This window comes from Pseudomonas sp. PSB18, from assembly GCF_014596565.1.
Lineage (GTDB): Bacteria > Pseudomonadota > Gammaproteobacteria > Pseudomonadales > Pseudomonadaceae > Aquipseudomonas.
The window spans coordinates 45188-66097 of the sequence record NZ_NOIN01000007.1; the positions used below are offsets into that span (position 1 = coordinate 45188).

Here is a 20910-nt window from a genome sequence, read left to right on the forward strand (position 1 = left end):
GCAGCGCTCCGTGAACTTGTACGCGTCGATGACCGGCCATCGCCAAAAATGAATCAGATCGGAAAAAAGGTATCCATGTTGGGTGGATGGCCGACCCCGGGCAGTGGGGAGAGAGGAAAGATGACCACTGTTGAAGATTTCAAAGTCAAATCCCATGAGCTCCTGGTGGAGCTCGACACAGCGACATCGGACATGATGACGCTCATTTGTGCCCATCAGATGACAGGATCGGCTTGGGAGGAGGCCGTACGGCGCCAGCATGAAGCCTATGAGCGATGGGTCGCCTATCTGAACGAGCGCTCATAGCGCCCGAGGGCAGATTCTTTGAACGGTCCTGGAGTACCTGTGCCTAATCATTCGTGGCCTGGATCGCTCATTCGTGCAGGTCACGAGACCGACAAGAGGATTGGGCCATGTCTGAATTAGCCAGTTATTTCTGGATCGCTGTCGCGGTGCTTCTGTTACTCGTGGATTTATGGGCAATCGTCAGCGTGTTTCGCAGTGACAAGTCCGCCGGGACCAAGGCGGGTTGGGCCTTATTGCTGATCATTCTGCCTGTGGTGGGGCTGATCATCTGGGGTGTGGCCGGGCCTCGTGGGATCAAGGAAGGCCCGTCTTCACCGGAGCACAGCAAGGGCTAACGGTTCTGCCAGCGACCGCCGGTGCTTTCACAGTCTTTTTGCGCCTGCTGCAACTGCTCGACGTCATAGTAGTACCAGGTGATCTGCGCATGATCGGGAATATTGACCGAGCCACCGCCGCTGTCTTTGCTGGTCGAGCGAGGATTCGCCAGGGTCTCCTGGGTGAGCCTGGCCTGGCAGGTTGCTACATACCCGTCGGCGCAGCGTTCGACCGGCGCCTTCTGGGTGCTGAGTGCGGTCTGGTTTTCGTTGCTGCATGACCAGCCGATGGCCCCATCCGGCATGCCTTTATATTCATAGCAGGCATGGGTTTCGACGGCTGGAAGCGACTGGCTCTGGGCCCGGGTGATGACATCGCAGCCCTGCGCCATGACGGTGGCAGGGCTTGCACAGGCAATCAGCAACAAGATTCTGGCATTCATGGTGGCTCTCCTTTTCGCGTTTTTCCGCACCTATCAATATCGAGGCGCAAAAGGATTGCGCGTTCCATCGGCGTTCCGGCCGGTAGAACTCAGGAGAAGCGTGGCTGACGCAAAGCGTTAGCGGAATTTCGGTAAGGGCCGTTCAATGGGCTTGAGGGATGAGAGTGCGTGCTGAATCGAGGGAACGTCCTTATCGATATCGTTCAGGCGATCCCGGATGCGCATGGCGGTTGGATGGCCGCCATTGTGGTCGACCCAGTCGGCGATTTCCTTGCAAGCCGCAGTCAGGCGACTCTGGCGCGATTCCAGCAAGGTGAGCAGGGTGGTGATGGACTCTTTTTCGGACATGTCACACCTCCATTCAGAGTTGATGAGGCAGCACGAAACCCGCCGCAGGCGGGTCGTACTGTCGTTTAAGCGTAGTTGAGTTATTGCTGGTTTGCCGGGGAATCCGGCGCCCGGCAGGTAACCGGCGCGCCGAATGAATGAAGGTCTTTGAATCAGCCAGACTCCTTGATCCAGCTGGGCGCAACGCTGGCTCGCCAACGCACGTCGGTGATGCCGTATTTTTCCGCAAGGGGTTTGGTAACCCGCTTGACCTTCTCCCTGCCGAATTTGGGTATGCGCCCGACACCCGCATCGCAACTGGCCCAATGCCAAGCTTCGGAGTTATTCATCACTTCGGCTCGAATGATGAATGACTTGGGCTCGCCATGGAGCATGTAGTCGATGATGTAAAGCGATGGCCCGCCCATAAATCCTCCCTAATTAGTTCTATACGGATGGATGCGAAGGCGTTCGGAAAATTCAATCGGATTTCCAGACGGTCGAAATAGACCGGTCAGGCGCCAGATCCGGTCAATGACAAGCGAAACGAAGCAGCGCTCACTGCCAGGAACCAAACCCGGTTAACCTTCTCCAAGGTGGGCTTCAAACATCATGCGCCAGGGAGCGGAGGCGTAGCAGTGCGGTATTACATAAAGGCAGAACATGAAAAACATCGCCAGGGCGCTGGTCATTGCAGTCCTCGCCAGCGGTTTGTCGGGGTGCATCGGGTCACCCATCGAATTGACTGCGCAAACCGAGCAACGCTTGCGTGAGCAGCCCCCGATCCGTTTCCTGCTGACGTTCGACGATGGGCCCAGCGCTTCGTCCTTCTGGAACCCGAGCCTTGACGTGTTGGATGCCCTTGCACGAAACCCGGTGCAACCCGGGATCAAGGCCGTGTTCTTTGTCCAGACCGGTGCCTCGCGCGCTGGCGACAGCGACATTGGCCGGTCGGTGATGCATCGTGAGCAAAATGAAGGTCACATACTGGGTTTTCATACGGCCACCCATTGGCATACCAACCATCGCTCCCTGAGTCCCGAGGATCTGGAGCAGTCGCTCATCAAAGGAGGGGCCGACATAGCCGCCATTTCCGGTGCGACGCCAACCCTGGTCAGGCCACCATTCTGGAGTTATGACCGGCGTACATTCGCGGCCTACCAGCGACATGGTATGCATGTGCTGCTCACCGACCTGAGCGCCAACGACGGCAAGGTCTGGGGCATTACCTTCAGTCCGCGACGGCGGATCAACCTGACTCGGCAGCTCTCCGAAGTGCGCGAGCGCATCGCTGCCGGGCAGTTGCCAGCAGTCGATGGCGTGATTCCGGTGGTGGTGACGTTCCACGACCTCAATCGCTACACCGCTCGACACGCTCGGGAATACCTGCAGATTCTGCTCGACAGCGCCAGGGCCACGGGCGTAAGGACCGACACCAAGCCGTTCTATGACGATCGACAGGCGCTGGAGCGGGCGGCCATGGCGCGTACGGTCAAGGAAAGCGGCCAGCCGGTGCGTCTGCCCGGTCTGTGGGACTGGCTCTGGGACTCGGATTCGCACTGATGGATGTTGCGACGTTCGGTCGGCACCACGGCGAAACTGAGTGTAAGGTAGGCGATGTAACCCTTGGTCTATACCGGAGGAGGTGACGATGAGTACCGCAATGCTGACGAAAATGCACATCAACGGTTATGACGTTCTCAGCGTGAACAGCGGCCCATGGAGGGTCTGTACCCAGGCCGACCGGTTGGGCTCCTTCGCTTCGCGTGAGGAAGCGCTGGCTTACGCCGCGGCGTTGCCGGCCAGGAGAAACCGTGAGGTGCGGGCGGCGAACGCCAAATAACCGCGGCGGACGTTAACCTTGTGGGAGCGGGCTTGCTCGCGAAGTCGGCACACTCAGTCTCGATGCAAACTGACCCACCGCCATCGCGAGCAGGCTCGCTCCCACAGGTCTTGCTGGAAACCACAGCTTCTGTGATCACTCGGAACCCTTGTGGGAGCGAGCCTGCTCGCGATGGCGTCGGCGCGTCCACCAACGATGTTCGGCCTGCTCAGGGCTGCGCCAGTTCCAGCGGAATCTCCAACGTGAAGAGGGCGCCTTGACCAAGTCCATCGCTATGGACATGAAGGCGACCATTCATCTCGACCGCTGCCAAGGCGCAGCTGTGTAAACCGAACCCATGGCCGTCCTTGCGCGTGGTGAACCCGTGGTTGAAGATGCGGGCCAGATTATCGGGGGCGATGCCTTCACCTCGATCCTTGACGCTGAGGCATAACGTTGTCTGGTCGACGATCCGTATGCCCAGGGTCATCTCCCGTGGTTCGGAAACATGGGACATCGCAAATTTTGCATTACTGATCAGGTTGATCAGAACCAGCAGCAGCCTGTGTTTATCGCCCATGATCATAGGCGCATCCTGATAATCCTTGATAACCGTGACGTGGTGCCGACTCAGGGCGCCCGAGTTCATGCGCAACGCGTCCTCGAACAAGTCACTGACATGGAGCGGCTCGATCAGCCGGGCTGCTCCGGCATAGGATTGTTGGGTGGTGACAATTTCCTTGATGTGGTCGACGCTCTTGGTCAATTGCGCCAGTTCATCGATCAGCCCCGCTTGCTCGGTGGCGATGGAATCGACCAATTCGTTGAAGTAGCGGGGAAGTAACTTGCCCTTTTCATCGAAGGTCATGAACTCGCCCAGGTCGTCGACGTGTTCATTCATCATCTTGACCGCTTTTCCGAGCCCCAGTGTCTTGCTGTTCTTCAATTTACGGGTGACGAGCTCCGCGGAGATGTTCACGCTGTTCAGCACGTTTCCGACGTTGTGCAGTACGTTCGTGGCGATCTCGGCCATGCCCGCCATCCGTGCCGCATCCACGAGTTCGCGCTCGGCCTCTCTCAATTCGCGGGTGCGCTCCTCGACCCGCTCTTCCAGCCGGTCGTTGGACGACTGCAACGCGTGGTTGATCAGGTTGATGACGGCGTAGCTGCGCACCAGGCGTACGGCCAGGTAGATCATCAACAACGCCATGAGGGTGGCACAAACGGCTAGATAGATATGATATTGACGGTCTGTTGCGGCGGTCCGGCGCTGTGTTTCATTCAACAGTTCATTGATGTTGTCCAGCTCCTGGGCCACCGGAATGACGTTGATGCGGTCAAGCAGATCATTGACGATCGGCTGCTCCTCGATAATCGAGCGGACATGCTGCGTCAGCGTGATAAAGGGCGGCTGAGCGGGGGCGGGCAACTGGTGGATGTAGTTTTCCAACTCGCTTAACTGACTCTCCAGTTCCCTGGCTTTGTCTGACGTGACATACGTGGCGTACTCCAGTGTCGTCAGTGCCAGTTCAAGGACATTGGAGGCTGCTGTCAGACGTTCCGGTGCACTGCCGATCTTCAACTCCTTGAGCAGTGCCTGAATGTCGTCTTCGGCGGTTGGCAGCGCATCCAGGGCTGTACGCAAGTTTGCGTTGTGCTGTTCGAACTCTTCTACCAGCAGGGTCTTGTTCTTGATCGCATCCACATAACCCTGGCGCCTGGAGTTCCAAAGCGCGGCCAAGGGGCCGGCGTTGTTGAGCCGTTCCAGTTGCTCCCACCGACTGCCTGCTTCCGCCGGTGGGGCCAGCGACAGGTTGTTATTGACGCCGATCTTTTTCCTCAGAATCTTGACGTTCCAGTTGGCGTCGGACTGCTTGAGTTGCCGGATGAAGTCGCGGGACTCGAAGTAGGTCGTGGTGTCGTAGGTATAGGACTTGATCAGGAAGAATATCAAGGCCGAGAAAACGGCCAATGCAACGGCCAACAAGGCAGGCCACTTATATTTTTTGATAATCGTGGTCACGCTGTTCTCCTGTCCAGGGCGTTGATCGACGGAGTCGCTGGGCTCCCGAGTCGGGCAAGGTTTTCAGGGAATGGAACAATGGGCTGAGGCTGTAGGGATCGGATTGGCTGGCGCGCCAGTCTTTTTTTGCCTGGGTACACGTTGAGCTCCCTGCTAACGGTCAACTGCGGGTTCGTCACTCGGGCCAGTGTAGCGCTAACGGGAATAGGGTGATGTTTCTGCTGGGGAACTAGCGCGGCCAAGTCAGGCCGCGCCGCAGAATTACTTGGTGTCAATGAAGGGCAGGGTGCCATTGGGCAGCACAGTGGTCGGCAATACACCGTTCCAGCGCTCGGCCTTGGTCAGTTCCACCAGGTTCTGGTTGCTGGCCAGGGCCTGGGCCCGAGCCTTGATCGCCTCGGCTTCTGCCTTGCCGCGCAACTCGGTGGCCAGTGCATCCGCCTTCGCCTGGGCGATCTGCGAGTCGGCTTCGGCCTGGGCCTGGGTCACGCGAATCTGTGCCTGGACCTGCTCGGTGGCGAGCTGTTGTTCGCGGGTCTTGACCTGGACTTCCGCCGCCATGCGCGCTTCGATCGCTTTCTCGTAGGCGTCACTGAAATCGATGTTTTCGACCTGGACGCTGTCGATGATCACGGGCCCGGTGATGGTGGACTTGATGGCACTGGAAATGTCGTTGACCAGTTGGACGCGGTTCTGTACGGCGGCCACCGCGTTGAACCTGCCGAACACGTTTTCCACCTGGGTCGGCACCTGCCGGCTGATCATCCGGTCGCGGATACCTTCGATATCCTTGAACTGGCTGTAGACCTTCGCCACGTCTGCCGGCGCAATGTGCCAGGACACGGACACCTTGAGCTGGGCGGACTGTTGATCCTTGCTGTAAGCCTGGAGGTCTTCGTAGGAAGTGACCTGGCTTTGTACGCTGATCAGGCGTACGGACTCGATGAAGGGTGTCTTGAACGACAAGCCCGGCTCCACGACCCCGACCAGCGCGCCATTGCGCAGCAGCACGCCGCGTTCGGTTTCGTCGACCGTGTACCAACTGCCAAAAAATACGCAGAGCACGACGATGCCCATGATTGCCGCAACGAGGGAGCCGATGGTTTTGCTGGTCACTGTTCTTTCCTTTGAGTGGGGGCTGGGGGTTGCGATGTGCCGTATCCAGCACTGAAGTCGACAGCTCTTTTCTGAACGCCAGACACGAAAAAGCCCTGAATGATCAGGGCTTTAACGTACAAATATGGCGGAGGCGATGGGATTCGAACTCATGGACCTGTTACAGTCGACGGTTTTCAAGACCGTTGCCTTAAACCACTCGGCCACACCTCCGTATTGCGTTGCGGGCGCCATAATACCCGAATGAAACACACTGTCAAACTCTCCACGTAGCTTGTTACAGGGCGTCTGTTATGATCCTTGCCACTGAATGTTTCAAACCGGAGGAGTGTCGCCATGCGCGAACAGGATTACGCAGTGAACAACAGCGTGCAGGCCGAGCAGCTAGAGGTTAGCCGCGTCCTGCGCAACACTTATGGCCTGCTGGCACTCACGCTCGCTTTCAGCGGTGTGATGGCCTACGTCGCCCAGCAGATGCATGTCGGCTACCCGAATGTGTTCGTGGTGCTGATCGGCTTCTATGGACTTTTCTTCCTGACCAACAAACTTCGCGATTCGGGCTGGGGCCTGGTCTCGGCGTTCGCCCTGACCGGTTTCATGGGGTTCATACTCGGCCCGATCCTCAACCTTTATCTCAAGATGCAGGGCGGCGCTGAACTGGTCAGCTCGGCCTTTGCCATGACCGCACTGGTGTTCGGTGGGTTGTCGGCGTATGTGCTGATCACCCGCAAGGACATGAGTTTCCTGGGCGGTTTCCTCACCGCCGGGTTCTTTGTGCTGGTGGGGGCGATGCTGGTCAGCTTCTTCTTCCAGATCAGCGGCCTGCAATTGGCGATCAGCGCCGGTGTCGTGCTGTTTTCCGCGCTGATGATCCTGTACCAGACCAGCGCGATCATCCATGGCGGCGAGCGCAACTACATCATGGCGACCATCAGCCTGTATGTATCGATCTATAACCTGTTCGTCAGCCTGCTGCAGCTGTTTGGCCTGATGGGGCGCGACGACTGATTGCAAGCGCTACACAAAGCCCGCTTCGGCGGGCTTTTTTTCGCCTGCGATTTGTATTGTGGCCATTTGCCTAGAAAGTGCCGCCATGTGATGGCGACTTTGAATAAATGATCTACACCTATGGCAAGGAAGCGGCATTGCCAGGAAGGTATGAAATGAATCGCTGCCATGCGAAGTCTCGCATCAACCCCTCAGGAACCTTGTGTTCGGCGACCGAGCCAGGACCAACCGTGCCTGGCTTTGAGCCGAAGGAGGTCATTCGCACCTAGAAAGTGGACCGTGACAGGCTCGGCGCCGTGCCGCCTGAAAACAGAAGGAGGTCCTGCGCATCGGTCAGGAAGCTGATGAGAGGGCGCCTCCCTATAAGGAGATATTCGATGAAGCATTCCCAAGGAAAAGTCGTTGCATTTCTGTCCCTGGCAGGGGCGATGTCCATGATCTGCGCCCACGCCGGAACCTTCCCCGATTTTGGCTATGCCCCCCCAAAAGGTGATTATTCCGGAGAGCTTTTCCAGCTCAGCCAGAACTATCCCACCGTGGCGCCGGGCGCGTCGTCGATGCCGGCGTTCTTCAAGCAACTGCCCAAGACATTCTCCAACGACTTTGAAACCTGGCGCCCCTACATGAACGAGGTGAAGAAGTACTGTCTGGAGGGCAACACCGGGATTGGCTGGAATGTGCAGAAGAACAAGGTTCGCCAGTGGTATCACATGCCCTGGCAGCACTACGGTCTCAACGGTCGCGAGGGTATTCACGGGCTCACCAAGGAGGCGCCGATCCAGCCCCTGCAGTTGGCGAGTACGCAAACCGGCAGTGGGCAGACCTACGCCGTGGGCATCTACAACGACATAGGGGCCTACACCATTGGCCAGGTCTGGAAAGACCCGCAGAACCCCGATCCGAGCTACACCTCCAAACCCAAGGGCTTCGGCAACGGCACGGTCGTGTGCAAGGCGCTGTTTGCTGATATCGACGTCAGTACGGTGCCGTTCCTGGCCAATCCATTGCTCTGGAAGGCTTACACCGCCAAGACGTTCACCTCGACAAGCCGTGCCGTGACCAATGTTGCGCTGATACAGATGGACATCGCTGTGCGCGACACCCGGGTGAGCGACACCGGCTGGCTCTTCGGCACCTTCCAATACAACGGCGCCATTACCGGTAAAGCGAATTGGGACAACCTGGTGCCGGTGGGAATCATGTGGGGGAACGATCCCCAGGAGAAGGGCCATGCGTTCACCAACCCAACGCCAACCGTAACCAAAATCAACCCGGCGTTGAAGCAGACCGCAATCAATGCCAATACCAAGGAACTGCCGCCGACTCATCTGGGGTGGAACGGGCGCCTCAACGGCCCGGTGGACAATCCCCAGGCGTCCTGTACGAGCTGTCACATGACCGCGGAATACCAGCAACGGGCGCTCATGAACCCGACGTTCCAGGCCAATCCGCCGACAGTCGGGGGTGATGTCTGGATGCAATGGTTCCAGAATATTCCGGCCGGACAGCCTTTCACACCGGATACACAAAGCACGGACTACAGCTTGCAATTGTCCGGTGCCCTGGCCAACTTCTATAACTGGAAGTGCGACCTCGGTGGCGTTTATGCGGACAAAAAGAATGCGTGCGACAAGGCACGGCCCATCACGTTGATGAAAGAGAGCAACGTGCCTCAGGAGGAGGTGTACAAGGTACAACGCAGCCCGGAAGCGGAATAACGTAAGCCCGGCCTCGGTCCACCGCCGAGGCCGGATCCGACTCAGGCCATCGGAGGCAGGCGCCGCTTGACCGGGGTCTTCTTGACGATAGCGGTACTGGTTTCAGCCAGGACATTGAGTTTGTCCAGCAGGGTGTCCAACTGTTCCATCGAGCGCACGTGCAGCCGGGCGATGAAGCAATCGTCGCCGGTCACCTTGTCGCATTCGGTAAATTCGGCGATGGCCTGGATCTGCCGTTCCACTTCCTGCAACTGCCCCGGTAACGGGCGGATGCGGACAATGGCCTGAAGCTGGTAGCCGAAGCACTTCGGGTCTACCTCAACGGTATAGGCCCTCAGCACGCCGCGTTCCTCGAGCCGCCTCAGGCGCTCGGCCACGCTGGGCGAGGAGAGGCCGCTCAGGTTCGCCAGGGCCTTGAGCGAGCGCCGGGAATCTTCCATCAGCGCACTGATGAGGATCTGATCAATATCGTCCGTCATGTCGACTCCGTTAGGCGAATGCCTGAAGTTGCCTTGATAAAAAAGGTCGAACGGCAGTTTAGCCTTTTTCAATCCATGGAGAAGCCCTTCACTGGCTTGTCATACTGTGCCCCACTTGCTGAAGGAGCCTGATGATGGACAAGACCTTACGTCGCGGTTCGCTGGAAATGACCGCCGCCATGCTGATTTCCGGAACCATAGGCTGGTTCGTGCTGGTTTCCGGCCTGCCGGTGTTGGATGTGGTGTTCTGGCGTTGCGTGTTCGGTGCGGCCACTCTGTTGCTGATTTGCGCCGGATTCGGTTTTTTACGCCGGGACATCCTGACCCGCACGACATTTCTGCTGGCGGTGCTCAGTGGGGTGGCGATCGTTGGCAACTGGGTGTTGCTGTTCGCTTCCTATTCACGGGCCTCGATTGCCATCGGCACTGCAGTGTACAACGTCCAACCGTTCATGTTGGTGGGGTTGGCTGCGCTGTTCCTGGGGGAGAAAATCACCGCGCAAAAGCTGTTCTGGCTGGCGGTGTCGTTTCTCGGGATGCTGGCGATTGTCAGCGCCCATGGTGAGCAGGGGCAGGGCAGCGGGGAGTATCTGGTGGGCATTGCCCTGGCACTCGGGGCGGCGCTGCTGTACGCCATTGCTGCGCTGATCATCAAGCGCTTGACCGGTACACCACCGCACTTGATTGCGCTGGTGCAGGTCAGCACCGGGGTATTGCTGCTGGCACCCTGGGCAAACTTCTCGGCTCTGCCGCAACAGCCCGAGGCCTGGGCCAGCCTCATCACTCTCGGAATGGTCCACACCGGGGTCATGTATGTGTTGTTGTACAGCGCGATCCAACGCCTGCCGACCGCAATCACCGGCGCACTGTCATTCATCTACCCGATCGCGGCGATTTTCGTCGACTGGTTCGCCTTCGGCCATCGCCTCGAACCGCTGCAATGGCTGGGTGTGGCGGCGATCCTGCTGGCGGCTGCCGGCATGCAGCAGGGCTGGGGCATCAAGGCACGCCGTCCAGCCCTGCTGTAGTGCGGGGTCAGAAGATGTAGTCGGTGGTCAGGAAGTTCGAGTCCCGCTCGCGGATGATGTCGCTGATCAGCGCTTTATTGCTCTCCTGGAACTTGGTCGCCACCAGGGTGCGGATCGAAAAGGTACGCAGCGCATCGTGCACGGACAAGGTGCCCTCGGCCGAGTTTTTCCGGCCGTTGAACGGGAACGTGTCCGGCCCGCGTTGGCATTGGGCATTGATGTTGATGCGCCCGACCTGGTTGGCGAATGTGTCCACCAGCTTGCCGATTTCAGCCGGGTGAGTGCCGAAGATACTCAGTTGCTGGCCGAAGTCGGACTCCAGCACGTAGTCGATCACGGTATTGAGGTCGCGATACGGCACGATGGGCACCACCGGGCCGAACTGCTCCTCGTGATAGACCCGCATCGCGGTGTTTACCGGATAGAGCACGGCGGGGTAGAAGAATGAGCTGCGGGATTCGCCGCCGTGTGCGTTGGTCACCGCCGCACCCTTGGCCACCGCGTCGTCCACCAGGGAACGCAGGTAATCGATCTTGCCGGCCTCGGGCAGCGGCGTCAGCGCCACGCCGTCCTCCCAGGGCATGCCCGGCTTGAGGGTGGCGAGCCTGGCGTTGAATTTCTCGATGAATGCCGGTGCCACGTCCTCATGGACGAAGAGGATTTTCAACGCCGTGCAGCGCTGGCCGTTGAAGGACAGCGAGCCGGTCAACGCTTCGCTGACGGCATTGTCGAGGTCGACGTCCGGCAGCACCAGCCCCGGGTTTTTCGCATCCAGCCCCAGGGCGGCACGCAGGCGGTGTGGGCGCGGGTGGAGCTTCTTCAGGTCGCTGGCGGCCTTGTTGGTGCCGATGAAGGCGAAGATGTCGATCTTGCCGCTGGCCATCAACGCGCTGACGGTTTCCCGGCCGCTGCCGTAGATCACGTTGATCACACCCGCCGGGAAACTGTCGCGGAAGGCTTCCAGCAGCGGCCGCACCAGCAGGACGCCGAGCTTGGCCGGCTTGAATACCACGGTGTTGCCCATGATCAAGGCGGGGATCAGGGTGGTGAAGGTCTCGTTCAGCGGATAGTTGTAGGGCCCCATGCACAGGGCCACGCCCAGGGGCACGCGACGGATCTGCCCGAGGGTGTCCTGTTCCAGCTCGAAACGGCTGGAGCGCCGGTCGAGCTCCTTGAGGGCATTGATGGTGTCGACGATGTAGTCGCAGGTACGGTCGAACTCCTTCTGGGAATCCTTGAGGTTCTTGCCGATTTCCCACATCAGCAGCTTGACGACGGCTTCGCGCTGCTCGCGCATGCGCGCCAGGAAGGTTTCCACGTGGCGGATACGCTCGGCCACCCGCATTGTCGGCCACAGGCCCTGGCCGCGATCGTAAGCCCGGACGGCGGCGTCCAGGGCGGTGAGGGCGGTTTCGGCATCCAGCAGCGGCGTACTGCCGAGTACCACTTGTTCATCGCCTTGTTCACCGGCCAGGTACACCGGGCTACGCACGACGGCCAGCGGTCCCGGCCAGGTTTTCAGGACGCCATCGACCAGGTATTCACGCTGCTCGATCCGCTCTTCGAGGCGATAGGCCTGGGGGATATCGGCGGCACTGGGAAACAGATTGGCGAGAAGGTTGGCTGTGGTCATGTCGTTACTCCCTCAAAGAAATGAACCCTGACGACTCACCGTCGTCTTCGCTTCCAGGGTTATACGCCTTAATGGGGGGAGTTTTTAAGTGGCATGGGCCGGCAGCTGCGTTTTTGCCGGCCCGGATGCGCAATGCTGCTCACTTGAGACTTGCCACAGTTCGGTATTTACCAACGCATCCGTACACCCATACTGGCAATCACGCCATTGAGGTCGTTGTCGTCGACGTCGCTGCTGTAATCGGCACTGACATACAGGCTCACCACGGGCGTGACCCGGGCGACCAGGCCCAGGCCCAGCTCGACGGTAGAGGACTTGCGGCTGCTGCTGATCTTGTCGACCTTGTCCAGGGAAAGGGTGTCGGCGCTCTGGACGGTGTGCCACAGGTTGGTCCGCACGTAGGGCTCCACGCCCAGGCCATTGACCTCGTAAGTGCCTTTGAGTCGCGCCCCCACACGCCCGCTCCAGGTACTCAGTGCACTGCTGCTGCCATCCTCGGCGTTACCGGTGTCGAGGGTCACGCGTTGGTTGATCAGTTGCGCCTGAGGTTCGACCACCCAGTTGTCACTGATGCCGATGGGGAAGCCGCCTTCGACCGACAGCGTGACGGCGCTGCCTTCGGTCGCCTGGCGCTGGCCTTGTTCGGTACGGCTGTAGCCGTTGACCCGGCCGCCACTGGCGCTGAGGTCCACATGCCAGCCAGCCGGGCCGGTGAGGCTCCAGTAGGCGCCCAGGTTCGTCCCCTGCAGGTTCAGCGCATCTTTGCCCGGCTCGGCCATGGCCGGACTGACCAGCACGCCGCCGACATTGGCGATGATCTGGCTCTGGCCACCGATCAGGCCCATGCGCTGGGTATGGCCGTTGTCGTTGCGAAGCGTGAACAGTGCGGGCCCCTTGTCGGATGCGGGGTCGGGATTGATGAGGGTGGCGTTCGGGTTGTCGGCGGGTGTTCGGCCATACCAGGGTTGCGATGAATGCTCGACGGGCCAGGCCATGACCTCCATGGATGAGCACAGCAGTAACGACGTCGACACGGTGTAGAAGGTGGTCGTGATTTCTTGTGGGCGGAGGGAAGTTCTCATGGGGGTCTGCCTTGCAATCGCATGCGTCTCTCGCTTAGGGCGTCTCTCCTACCCCGAATGAGGGGCGACCGAATGGATTGAGGCAAGTCTCGGGCGGCCCGCCGCAACGGGTTCCCGAGGCCTGCCCCTGACTGTATTTCCGGGGGTAGTACGGTGTAGTCAAGAAGACCGATGTCATCGCGTCAAGAAACTGGGCGATGAATGGCGATATGAAATCAGACCCAATAAATAACTGATTTTTTTCAGTTATCCATGGGCCTGGTTGGCGTCAAATCACCGTCGGTAGCGCGTCACCAGCTGACCCGCACGCCGAGATTGCCCGCCACGCTGCGTTGCTGGTTACTGTCCAGGTTGTTGCTGTAGTCCGCGCTGGCATAGACGCTGACCGAGGGGGCCAGGCTTACGATCATGCCGACGCCCAGGTCGCCGGTGGAAGCGCGCTGTTGGGTCTTGACCCGGTCGGTGTTGTCGAATGTCACCGTGTCGGTGCCGGAGAAGGTGTGCCACAGATTCGCCCGCAGATACGGCTCGACGGGCATGCCACTGACTTGATAGCGGCCCTTGAGCCGGGCGCCGAGGCGGCCGGTCCAGGCACCGTCGGAATCGAATTCGACCCTGGAGATCCCGTCGTCCTGGGTATCCAGGGAGATTTTCTGGTGGATGACCTGGACCTGGGGTTCGAGAACCCAGTCAGTGGCCACGGCGAACGGATAGCCGGCTTCCGCGGAGAGGGTCAGGGCGTGCCCGCGGTTGTCGATCTTGAGACCGCGGTCGGAGCGATTGTCACCGTCCAGCCGGGTACCCATCACGACCGCATCGACATAACCACCGGTAGGATCGGTGAGCGTCCAGTAGAGCCCGTAGCTGTCGCCGTCGAGTTCTATCTTGCCGGCTCGTCGGCCCTGGAAGCCCAGGTTGAAGCCGTCGACGTGACCGTTCAGCTCGGTGTGGCCGACGAAGAAGCCGATGCGCTGGGTCTGGCCGCCGGACATCGGCGAGCTGTACAGATCGTTGCCCACCTGGAAGCCTTTGATGGAACCGTCGAATCGAGGCGAAACCGTACCGGCCCAGCTCTGGTCCAGATCCTTGCCATAGACCCGACCCCACCCTGCGCCGAACGCGCCGGTTTCGGTGAGCAGGCGCTGGTCGCCCTGGCGATCATGGAAGGTGCCCAAGGCCATCAGGGTCAGTTGCGCCGCGGCAGGAGGCAACACCGACCAGGTGGGCACTTCCGGGCGATACAAGGGAATGGGCGCGGCACCCGGCACCGCAGCCGGCAACGCCGGTAAACTCGGGCTGGGCGCCGCCACCGGTCCGGCGACCACGGTCGAGCGCAGGTACCAGTTATTTTCATTGCCGTTCACGCCGCCCTTGAACAAGCGGTAATCGAAGGCGCCGGCCGATACCGCATTGGCCAGCGAAAACGCGCCGCTGTCGCTGATCGCGCCGCCCTGGGCCTGAACCAGTTCGATGCCGTTCTGCGTCGTCAGCGCCCCCGCGCCGCCCACATTCGTGACAGTGATGGCGGTGGTCCCCGTGAGCGTTCCACCGTTGACCACCAGCTTGTCGCTAGGGGAGTCATCGGCCCCCAGGACCGATTGCAGGCGTAGCTGGCCGTTGTTACCGACGTAGTTACCCTGCACGGTGAGGGTGTCGTTGGTGCGGTTATTGCCCTGGGTAAGGTCCACCGTTCCGCCGTTGTTGAGCGTTGCCAACTGACCGGCGGTGAAGGGGGTAACGCTGCCCTGGGTCGAGGTCAACACGCTGCTGCTGTCGAGGGTGAGGGTGCCCGTGGCCGTGGCGCTGTCACCCAGGACCAGCGCGTCATTCAGGTCCAGGCGCGAACCCTGGCTGAGGTTGACGTTCTCCCAGTTGACGTAACGGGCACCCGTGCTGGAGGAGCTGCCTTCAAGGGTCAGGACGTCCTGGCCCAACCCGCCGTTCAGGCTCGGGGTGATGGCGAGCGTTGTTTCATCGAGGCCGCGCAACAACGCCGTGTCATTGCCGTCACCCATCAGAATCGCAGAGTGGATCAGCCCACCGCTCCACTGCAGTTGGTCATTGCCGGCACTGGTACGGACCTCGCCGATGATTTCGCCACCGCTGACGGTAATGCTGTCATTGCCGCCACTGACACTGACGTTGCCACCGATGCGTCCCGCAGACAGGATGATGGTGTCCTGGCCGAAACCGGTCACCAGGTTACCGATGATCTGACCGCCCGACATGTCGAAGAGGTTGTCGTCGAGCTTCATATCGACCCGGCCGATCGTGCCTCCGCTCATGTGTGCGATATCGCCGTCTTCGAACGCATCGACAATGGTGCCGCCGGACATCGTGAACCTATCGAGGCCATCCCCCTGGGACAGAGACAGGATGCGGCCACCGGTCATGAGAAAGTCGTCGGCCTCCGAGCCTTGGCTCACGTCACCGTCAATCACGCCGTTGGCATGGATTTCGATGTGATCGGCACCTTCGTCAAACGTGACGTCGCCCTGAATGACGCCACTGCCGTTGGCGGGCATCGTCAGGCTGTTGTTGCCTGAAAGGTCCGTCAGCCCGGGGCTGGTGCCGCTGTCGCAGACATAGGTGTCATCACCTGCGGTTGGTGTCAGCGTGCAAGCTGCCATGGTGGTGGGAACGGGTAACAGGAAGGGGGTCGATATCCATAAGGCATTGAACAGCCGCTTGAAAGCATGATTGTGCGAGCTCATGTGCTATCCCTCTGCATCGGCATTCGGGGAACGCCGGTTTCAGCATCGGCTGCACAACAGCTGGCACACAGGGCCTGGCAACGCTCGCTGTATGGGATGGCACCGTAACAATGAAAGAAAGGTGTCGCTACTGTCAGAACTTACAGGTGGCACGTTGTCATCAGCGACCCGTCGCAGGGTTCACAGATGCACTTCAACCGACAGCGGCAGGTGATCGCTCAGGTGTGTCCAGGGCTTGCTGCCGAGGATTTTCGGGGCATGGCTGGTGGCGTTGCGCAAGTAGATGCGATCCAGGCGCAGCAGGGGGAAACGAGCCGGGTAGGTCCTGGCGGGACGGCCGTGGTGGTGCTCGAAGGCTTCGTGCAGATACTGACGCTGGGCGAGGGTAATGTTGCCGCGCAGTTGCCAGTCGTTGAAGTCGCCGGCGATGATCACCGGGGCGTCCTCGGGCAGGGATTCGAGCAGTTGGCAGAGCAATTTGAGCTGCAGTTGGCGATGGCTTTCCAACAGGCTCAGGTGCACGCAGATGCCGTGGACTTCGGCATGGCCCGGCACGTCCAGCACGCAATGCAGCAAGCCACGCCGCTCCGGGCCGGTGATTGAAACGTCGAGGTTGCGGAACTGGCGGATCGGGTATTTGGACAGCAGCGCGTTGCCGTGATGGCCATCGGGGTACACCGCGTTGCGGCCGTAGGCGAAGTCGCTCCACATGCTGTCGGCAAGGAACTCGTATTGGGATGTCTGGGGCCAGTTGTCGTAGCGGGAGGCATGGCGGTCATGCTCGCCCAGGACTTCCTGCAGGAACACCAGGTCGGCGCCGGTACTGCGCACCGCTTCACGAAGTTCCGGCAGGATGAAGCGGCGGTTGAGGGCGGTAAAACCCTTATGGGTATTGACCGTCAGCACCTGCAGCCGATGGACCGCCACAGGCGAGTCCAATGGCACCGATTCGACAGCCCGCCAGTCGGGATCGCGAGTCACATTCACTCCTGAATCAGACGTATCTGTTCATGCGACTGATGGGGAGCATCGGCAGTTCCGGATATTTACTGTTTCAGCCAGCTTTCATGTTGATCCCATCACCGATTTCGCGAGCAGGCTCGCTCCCACAGGGGATTTGTAGCGACACTGTATTGTGTGACCATCCGAAGCCAATGTGGGAGCGAGCCTGCTCGCGAAGAGGCCCTACCTGACGCAACGCTTTCGTGGTGCTTCAGATGAACACGATCTCATACGGCAACCCCATGCGATCCAGGATAACCCGCGGAACCAGCGGGGCGATGCCGCTGGCGGGTTCGCCGTTGAGCTGGCTGGCATAGGCGTGCATCGCGTGGCGTTTGCGGGCGGTGGTCCAGACGTCCAGGCGCAGTTTTCGCGCGCGGTGCCAGGGGATCTTGTTCTGCTCGCGAACCGGCCAGTGCCAGGCCCATACCGGCAGTTCGTTGAAGGTCGCCCCGACACTTTCGGCCGCCAGGGCTCCGGCACGGCCGACGGTCTCGTGGTCGCTGTCACCGTCCTTGCGCCAGGTGCCGAACACCACGTCGCCGGGGCGCAGGTAATGGCCGATGAAGGCGGTCAGTTGCGCCTCATGTTCGGCCAGGGCCTTTTCCGGGAAGCCGCCGCGCACCCACTGCAAACCGTGGGTAGGTACGCCCAGGCGATGCAGGGCATCCACGCTTTCCTGGGGATGGGGGCGATAGATGCGCAGGCGTTCATCGGTCCACAATGGTGAAGCGGGGTGGTTGAGGTCACCGTCGGTGACCGAGAGCAGCAACATGGGATAGTCCAGGTTGCTGAGCAATTGTAGCAACCCGCCACAGGCTCCGATCTCATCGCCAGGGTGCGGGGAGAGAATAACGGCACGGGCGCCGGCAGGGATGAGTGTCTGGGTGCTGATGATGGGAATGTCGGCCAACTGCGGCGCACTGTTCCAGATTTGCGGGTGCTGCCGGCCTTGCAAGCGAGAGGCAAGTTTCATGGGTTACGTCCTTGTTATATTCAATCTTTCAGCCACGCATCGGGCCGACTGCCCGGGTGCCCCGAAGGGACTGGCTGCGATCTGCAGTGCTCCGAATCCTGGAATACCGCCTGCGAAGTATTGACCATGACGCGCGATTCGTCGCGTCACTTGTGTATCTGAACTGCAGTTTTTCACTCGAACTGGGCTGTTCAAGCCTGGTGAAACGCCACCAGGGGCGCGTCCTTGCGGCTCTGGATGGTCTGTAACCTTATATCACCGAGTCTATTTTTCGTCTTCGCGCTGCAACTCGAACAACAGCAAAGAGCGGCCCGTGACGGAATATTCGGAATCGAAATCGAAACGCTCCTGGCCCCGTACCGTCGGCTGGTTGGTGTCTACCATGCAGGTCCAGAAACTCCCTTCGGGGACCTCCGGCAGGCGGAAATTGACGACGTCATGATGCGCGTTGACCACCAGCAGCAACGTCGCGTCACCGCCCTTGCGGCGTATTCCCGTCTCCTGGGCGCGGCCGTCCATCAGCATTCCCAGGCAACGACCGTGGCTGTCCTGCCACTGTTCAATGGTCATCTCACTACCGTCCGGTGCCAGCCAGGTCACGTCCTTGACGCCGATATCCTCGTTGTAGTTACCCACCAGGAACCGCCCACGCCGCAGGATCGGATAGGCCAGGCGCAACTTGATCAGCCGTTTGACGAATGCGAGCAGCGCGGCGCCATCCTCGCTCAGGTCCCAGTTGACCCAGCCGATCTCGCTGTCCTGGCAATAGGCGTTGTTGTTGCCATGCTGGGTGCGGGCGAACTCGTCCCCGGCGACGATCATCGGCGTGCCTTGGGCCAACAGCAGGGTCGCGAAGAAATTGCGCATCTGCCGATGGCGCAGGGCGTTGATCTGCGGATCGTCGGTCGGGCCTTCGGCTCCGTGATTCCAGGACAGGTTGTTATTGCTGCCGTCCTGATTGTTTTCATCGTTGGCTTCGTTGTGCTTGTCGTTGTAGGACACCAGGTCATTCAGGGTAAAGCCGTCATGAGCGGTGATGAAGTTCACCGAGGCATAGGGACGGCGCCCGCGCTGATTGAACATCTCCCCCGAGGCGGTCATGCGGCTGGCAAAGTCGGCAAGCTGGCCGTCGTCGCCTTTCCAGAACGCGCGCACGGTATCGCGAAACTTGTCGTTCCACTCGACCCAGCCCGGTGGGAAGCGGCCCACCTGATAACCACCGGGGCCACAGTCCCAGGGTTCGGCGATCATTTTCACCTGGCGCAGCACCGGGTCTTGGCGGCAGGCAACGAGGAAACTGTGGCGCTCGTCGAAACCATCGTGATACCGGCCGAGAATGGTCGCTAGGTCGAAGCGGAACCCGTCGACATGCATCTCCGTGGCCCAGTAGCGCAGGGAATCGGTGACCATCTGCAACACGCATGGATGGCTCAGGTCGAGGGTATTGCCGGTGCCCGAATCGTTGATGTAATAGCGTTTGTCGTCGGGCATCAGCCGGTAGTAGGAGGCATTGTCGATACCGCGCATGGACAGGGTCGGGCCTTGCTCGTTGCCTTCGGCGGTGTGGTTGTAGACCACGTCGAGAATGACCTCCAGATTGGCATCGTGCAGGTGCGCGACCATTTCCTTGAACTCGGCGATCTTGCCGCTGGCCAGGTAACGCGGGTCGGGAGCAAAGAACGCAATGCTGTTGTAGCCCCAGTAGTTGGTCATGCCCTTATGCAGCAGGTGTTGGTCGTTGACGAACGCATGGATGGGCAAGAGCTCGACCGATGACACACCCAGCTTGCGAATGTGTTCGAGCACGTCGTCGACCATCAGCCCGGCGAAGGTCCCGCGCAGGTTCTCGGGTACGGCGGGGTGGCGCATGCTGATGCCGCGCACATGGGTTTCGTACAGGATGGTCTTGTCCCAAGGCACGCTGACGCGGTGGTCATGGCCCCAGGTGTGGGCAGGGTCAATGACTTTGCACTTGGGCACGAACGGGGCGCTGTCGCGTTCATCGAAGCTGAGGTCGCCATCGGGATGACCGATGGTGTAGCCGAACAGCGCCTCGGACCATTTCAATTGGCCCACCAGTTGCTTGGCGTAGGGGTCGATCAGCAGCTTGTTGGGATTGAAGCGATGGCCGTTCTCCGGGTCGTAGGGACCGTAGACCCGGTAGCCGTAGATCAACCCCGGATGGGCATCGGGCAAGTAGCCGTGGTAGATCTCGTCGGTGTACTCCGGCAACTCGATGCGTTCGACTTCGACCTCGCCGGTGTCATCGAAAATGCACAGTTCGACCTTGGTGGCGTTGGCTGAGAACAACGCGAAATTGACCCCCAGGCCATCCCAGGTCGCGCCGAGCGGGAACGGCAGCCCTTCACGAATCCGCGAGGCCTCGATAACAGGCGGCGGGGTGGTTTTCTTTGGACGGGTCATGGATTGCTCCTGCAAAAGACAGACAGATACTACAAAGCGGGTGGTTCAGAGATCATTGGTTCCAGGGTGACTAGAGCTGACACAGAACCCTGTGGCGAGGGGATTTAGCGAATCCCCTCGCCACAAATGCGGTCTGCTTGAGCCCGAGGATCAAACCGCCGGAGGCTTGCGGGCCGCTCGTGGTTTCTTGTCGGCCGGCTTGCCAGCCGCTGGGGCCGCCGCAGCGGGTTTAGCCGCAGGTTTGGCCTTGGGCGCAGTGCTTTTGGGGGGCGCCTTGGCCGTGGTGCTCTTGGCCGCCACAGGCTTGATGCCGTCGGCCTTGACGGCGGCTGGTTTGCCGGCGGCCTTGGCTGGCTTGCTCGGTGCCAGGGCCTCAGCCTCGGCCAGTTTGCGCGCCATCTCCCAATGACGTTCTTCCTGCCCCGCAGGCTTACCTTCGGATTCCCAGATCTGATAGGCGAATTCACGAATGCGTTTATCGTCGGTACTCATCGC

Annotated in this window: 20 protein-coding genes and 1 tRNA gene; 7 read left to right on the forward strand and 14 right to left on the reverse strand. The window is 60.2% G+C overall.

The annotated features are described in order from the left end of the window. The first annotated feature begins 120 nt into the window (after nt 1–120). Together CGA22_RS17480 and CGA22_RS17485 are read left to right on the forward strand one after the other, a co-directional pair. The gene (locus CGA22_RS17480) at nt 121–306 is read left to right on the forward strand and encodes a hypothetical protein (RefSeq protein WP_041022056.1); all 186 of its coding nucleotides are present in this window, start codon (nt 121–123) and stop codon (nt 304–306) included. Nucleotides 307–413: 107 nt separating this feature from the next. Then, the gene (locus tag CGA22_RS17485; RefSeq protein WP_041022037.1) at nt 414–641 is read left to right on the forward strand and encodes a PLD nuclease N-terminal domain-containing protein; all 228 of its coding nucleotides are present in this window, start codon (nt 414–416) and stop codon (nt 639–641) included. On the opposite strand, the gene CGA22_RS17490 is transcribed toward CGA22_RS17485, so the two are convergent. From CGA22_RS17490 to CGA22_RS17500, 3 genes are all read right to left on the reverse strand, one after another. After that, nucleotides 638–1063 carry a hypothetical protein gene (locus CGA22_RS17490; RefSeq protein ID WP_041022038.1) on the reverse strand — a complete coding sequence of 142 codons (426 nt, stop codon included), beginning with the start codon at nt 1061–1063 and terminating at the stop codon, nt 638–640. The genes CGA22_RS17485 and CGA22_RS17490 overlap by 4 nt on opposite strands. 117 nt (nt 1064–1180) lie before the next feature. Then, the gene (locus CGA22_RS17495) at nt 1181–1411 is read right to left on the reverse strand and encodes a hypothetical protein (RefSeq protein ID WP_041022039.1); all 231 of its coding nucleotides are present in this window, start codon (nt 1409–1411) and stop codon (nt 1181–1183) included. 152 nt (nt 1412–1563) lie between these two features. After that, entirely contained in the window at nt 1564–1818 is a 255-nt protein-coding gene (locus CGA22_RS17500; protein WP_041022040.1) for a DUF6555 family protein, read from the reverse strand. 235 nt (nt 1819–2053) lie between these two features. Here CGA22_RS17500 and CGA22_RS17505 point away from each other — a divergent pair, with 235 nt between their 5' ends. Beyond that, the gene (locus CGA22_RS17505) at nt 2054–2953 is read left to right on the forward strand and encodes a polysaccharide deacetylase family protein (protein ID WP_041022041.1); all 900 of its coding nucleotides are present in this window, start codon (nt 2054–2056) and stop codon (nt 2951–2953) included. An 88-nt stretch (nt 2954–3041) separates the two neighbouring features. Beyond that, the gene (locus CGA22_RS17510) at nt 3042–3233 is read left to right on the forward strand and encodes a hypothetical protein (protein WP_041022042.1); all 192 of its coding nucleotides are present in this window, start codon (nt 3042–3044) and stop codon (nt 3231–3233) included. A 208-nt stretch (nt 3234–3441) separates the two neighbouring features. Here the strand turns inward: CGA22_RS17510 and CGA22_RS17515 are convergent, their stop codons facing one another. The 3 genes from CGA22_RS17515 to CGA22_RS17525 form a co-directional block, all read right to left on the reverse strand. Continuing rightward, a complete protein-coding gene (locus CGA22_RS17515; protein WP_041022043.1) occupies nt 3442–5235 on the reverse strand; it encodes a DAHL domain-containing protein in 1794 nt (597 codons plus the stop codon). Between the two features lie 261 nt (nt 5236–5496). Next, nucleotides 5497–6351, reverse strand: a complete 855-nt coding sequence (locus CGA22_RS17520) for an SPFH domain-containing protein (protein WP_041022044.1) — start codon at nt 6349–6351, stop codon at nt 5497–5499. A 125-nt stretch (nt 6352–6476) separates the two neighbouring features. Next, a tRNA-Ser gene (locus CGA22_RS17525) sits at nt 6477–6564 on the reverse strand. A gap of 123 nt (nt 6565–6687) precedes the next feature. On the opposite strand from CGA22_RS17525, the gene CGA22_RS17530 reads away from it, so the two are divergent. After that, entirely contained in the window at nt 6688–7359 is a 672-nt protein-coding gene (locus tag CGA22_RS17530; RefSeq protein WP_041022045.1) for a Bax inhibitor-1/YccA family protein, read from the forward strand. A 377-nt stretch (nt 7360–7736) separates the two neighbouring features. After that, on the forward strand, nt 7737–9077 hold the full coding sequence (locus tag CGA22_RS17535; RefSeq protein ID WP_041022046.1) for a hypothetical protein: 1341 nt from the start codon (nt 7737–7739) through the stop codon (nt 9075–9077). Between the two features lie 41 nt (nt 9078–9118). Here CGA22_RS17535 and CGA22_RS17540 read toward each other — a convergent pair whose 3' ends face one another. Continuing rightward, nucleotides 9119–9556, reverse strand: a complete 438-nt coding sequence (locus tag CGA22_RS17540) for an Lrp/AsnC family transcriptional regulator (protein ID WP_041022047.1) — start codon at nt 9554–9556, stop codon at nt 9119–9121. A 134-nt stretch (nt 9557–9690) separates the two neighbouring features. Between CGA22_RS17540 and CGA22_RS17545 the strand changes: the two genes are divergently transcribed. Then, a complete protein-coding gene (locus CGA22_RS17545; RefSeq protein WP_041022048.1) occupies nt 9691–10584 on the forward strand; it encodes a DMT family transporter in 894 nt (297 codons plus the stop codon). 7 nt (nt 10585–10591) lie between these two features. Here CGA22_RS17545 and CGA22_RS17550 read toward each other — a convergent pair whose 3' ends face one another. From CGA22_RS17550 to CGA22_RS17580, 7 genes are all read right to left on the reverse strand, one after another. After that, entirely contained in the window at nt 10592–12217 is a 1626-nt protein-coding gene (locus CGA22_RS17550; RefSeq protein WP_041022049.1) for an NADP-dependent glyceraldehyde-3-phosphate dehydrogenase, read from the reverse strand. A gap of 167 nt (nt 12218–12384) precedes the next feature. Further along, on the reverse strand, nt 12385–13299 hold the full coding sequence (locus tag CGA22_RS17555) for an autotransporter outer membrane beta-barrel domain-containing protein (RefSeq protein WP_041022050.1): 915 nt from the start codon (nt 13297–13299) through the stop codon (nt 12385–12387). A 290-nt stretch (nt 13300–13589) separates the two neighbouring features. Then, a complete protein-coding gene (locus tag CGA22_RS17560) occupies nt 13590–16013 on the reverse strand; it encodes an autotransporter outer membrane beta-barrel domain-containing protein (protein ID WP_041022051.1) in 2424 nt (807 codons plus the stop codon). Between the two features lie 180 nt (nt 16014–16193). After that, nucleotides 16194–16994 carry an endonuclease/exonuclease/phosphatase family protein gene (locus tag CGA22_RS17565; RefSeq protein WP_041022052.1) on the reverse strand — a complete coding sequence of 267 codons (801 nt, stop codon included), beginning with the start codon at nt 16992–16994 and terminating at the stop codon, nt 16194–16196. A gap of 232 nt (nt 16995–17226) precedes the next feature. Then, entirely contained in the window at nt 17227–17991 is a 765-nt protein-coding gene (locus CGA22_RS17570; protein WP_041022053.1) for a PIG-L deacetylase family protein, read from the reverse strand. 264 nt (nt 17992–18255) lie between these two features. After that, nucleotides 18256–20415 (reverse strand): glycogen debranching protein GlgX, encoded by a 2160-nt coding sequence (gene glgX / locus CGA22_RS17575; RefSeq protein WP_041022054.1) that lies wholly within the window; start codon nt 20413–20415, stop codon nt 18256–18258. Nucleotides 20416–20565: 150 nt separating this feature from the next. After that, a complete protein-coding gene (locus CGA22_RS17580) occupies nt 20566–20907 on the reverse strand; it encodes a DUF2934 domain-containing protein (RefSeq protein ID WP_188258657.1) in 342 nt (113 codons plus the stop codon). Nucleotides 20908–20910 lie beyond the last annotated feature (3 nt).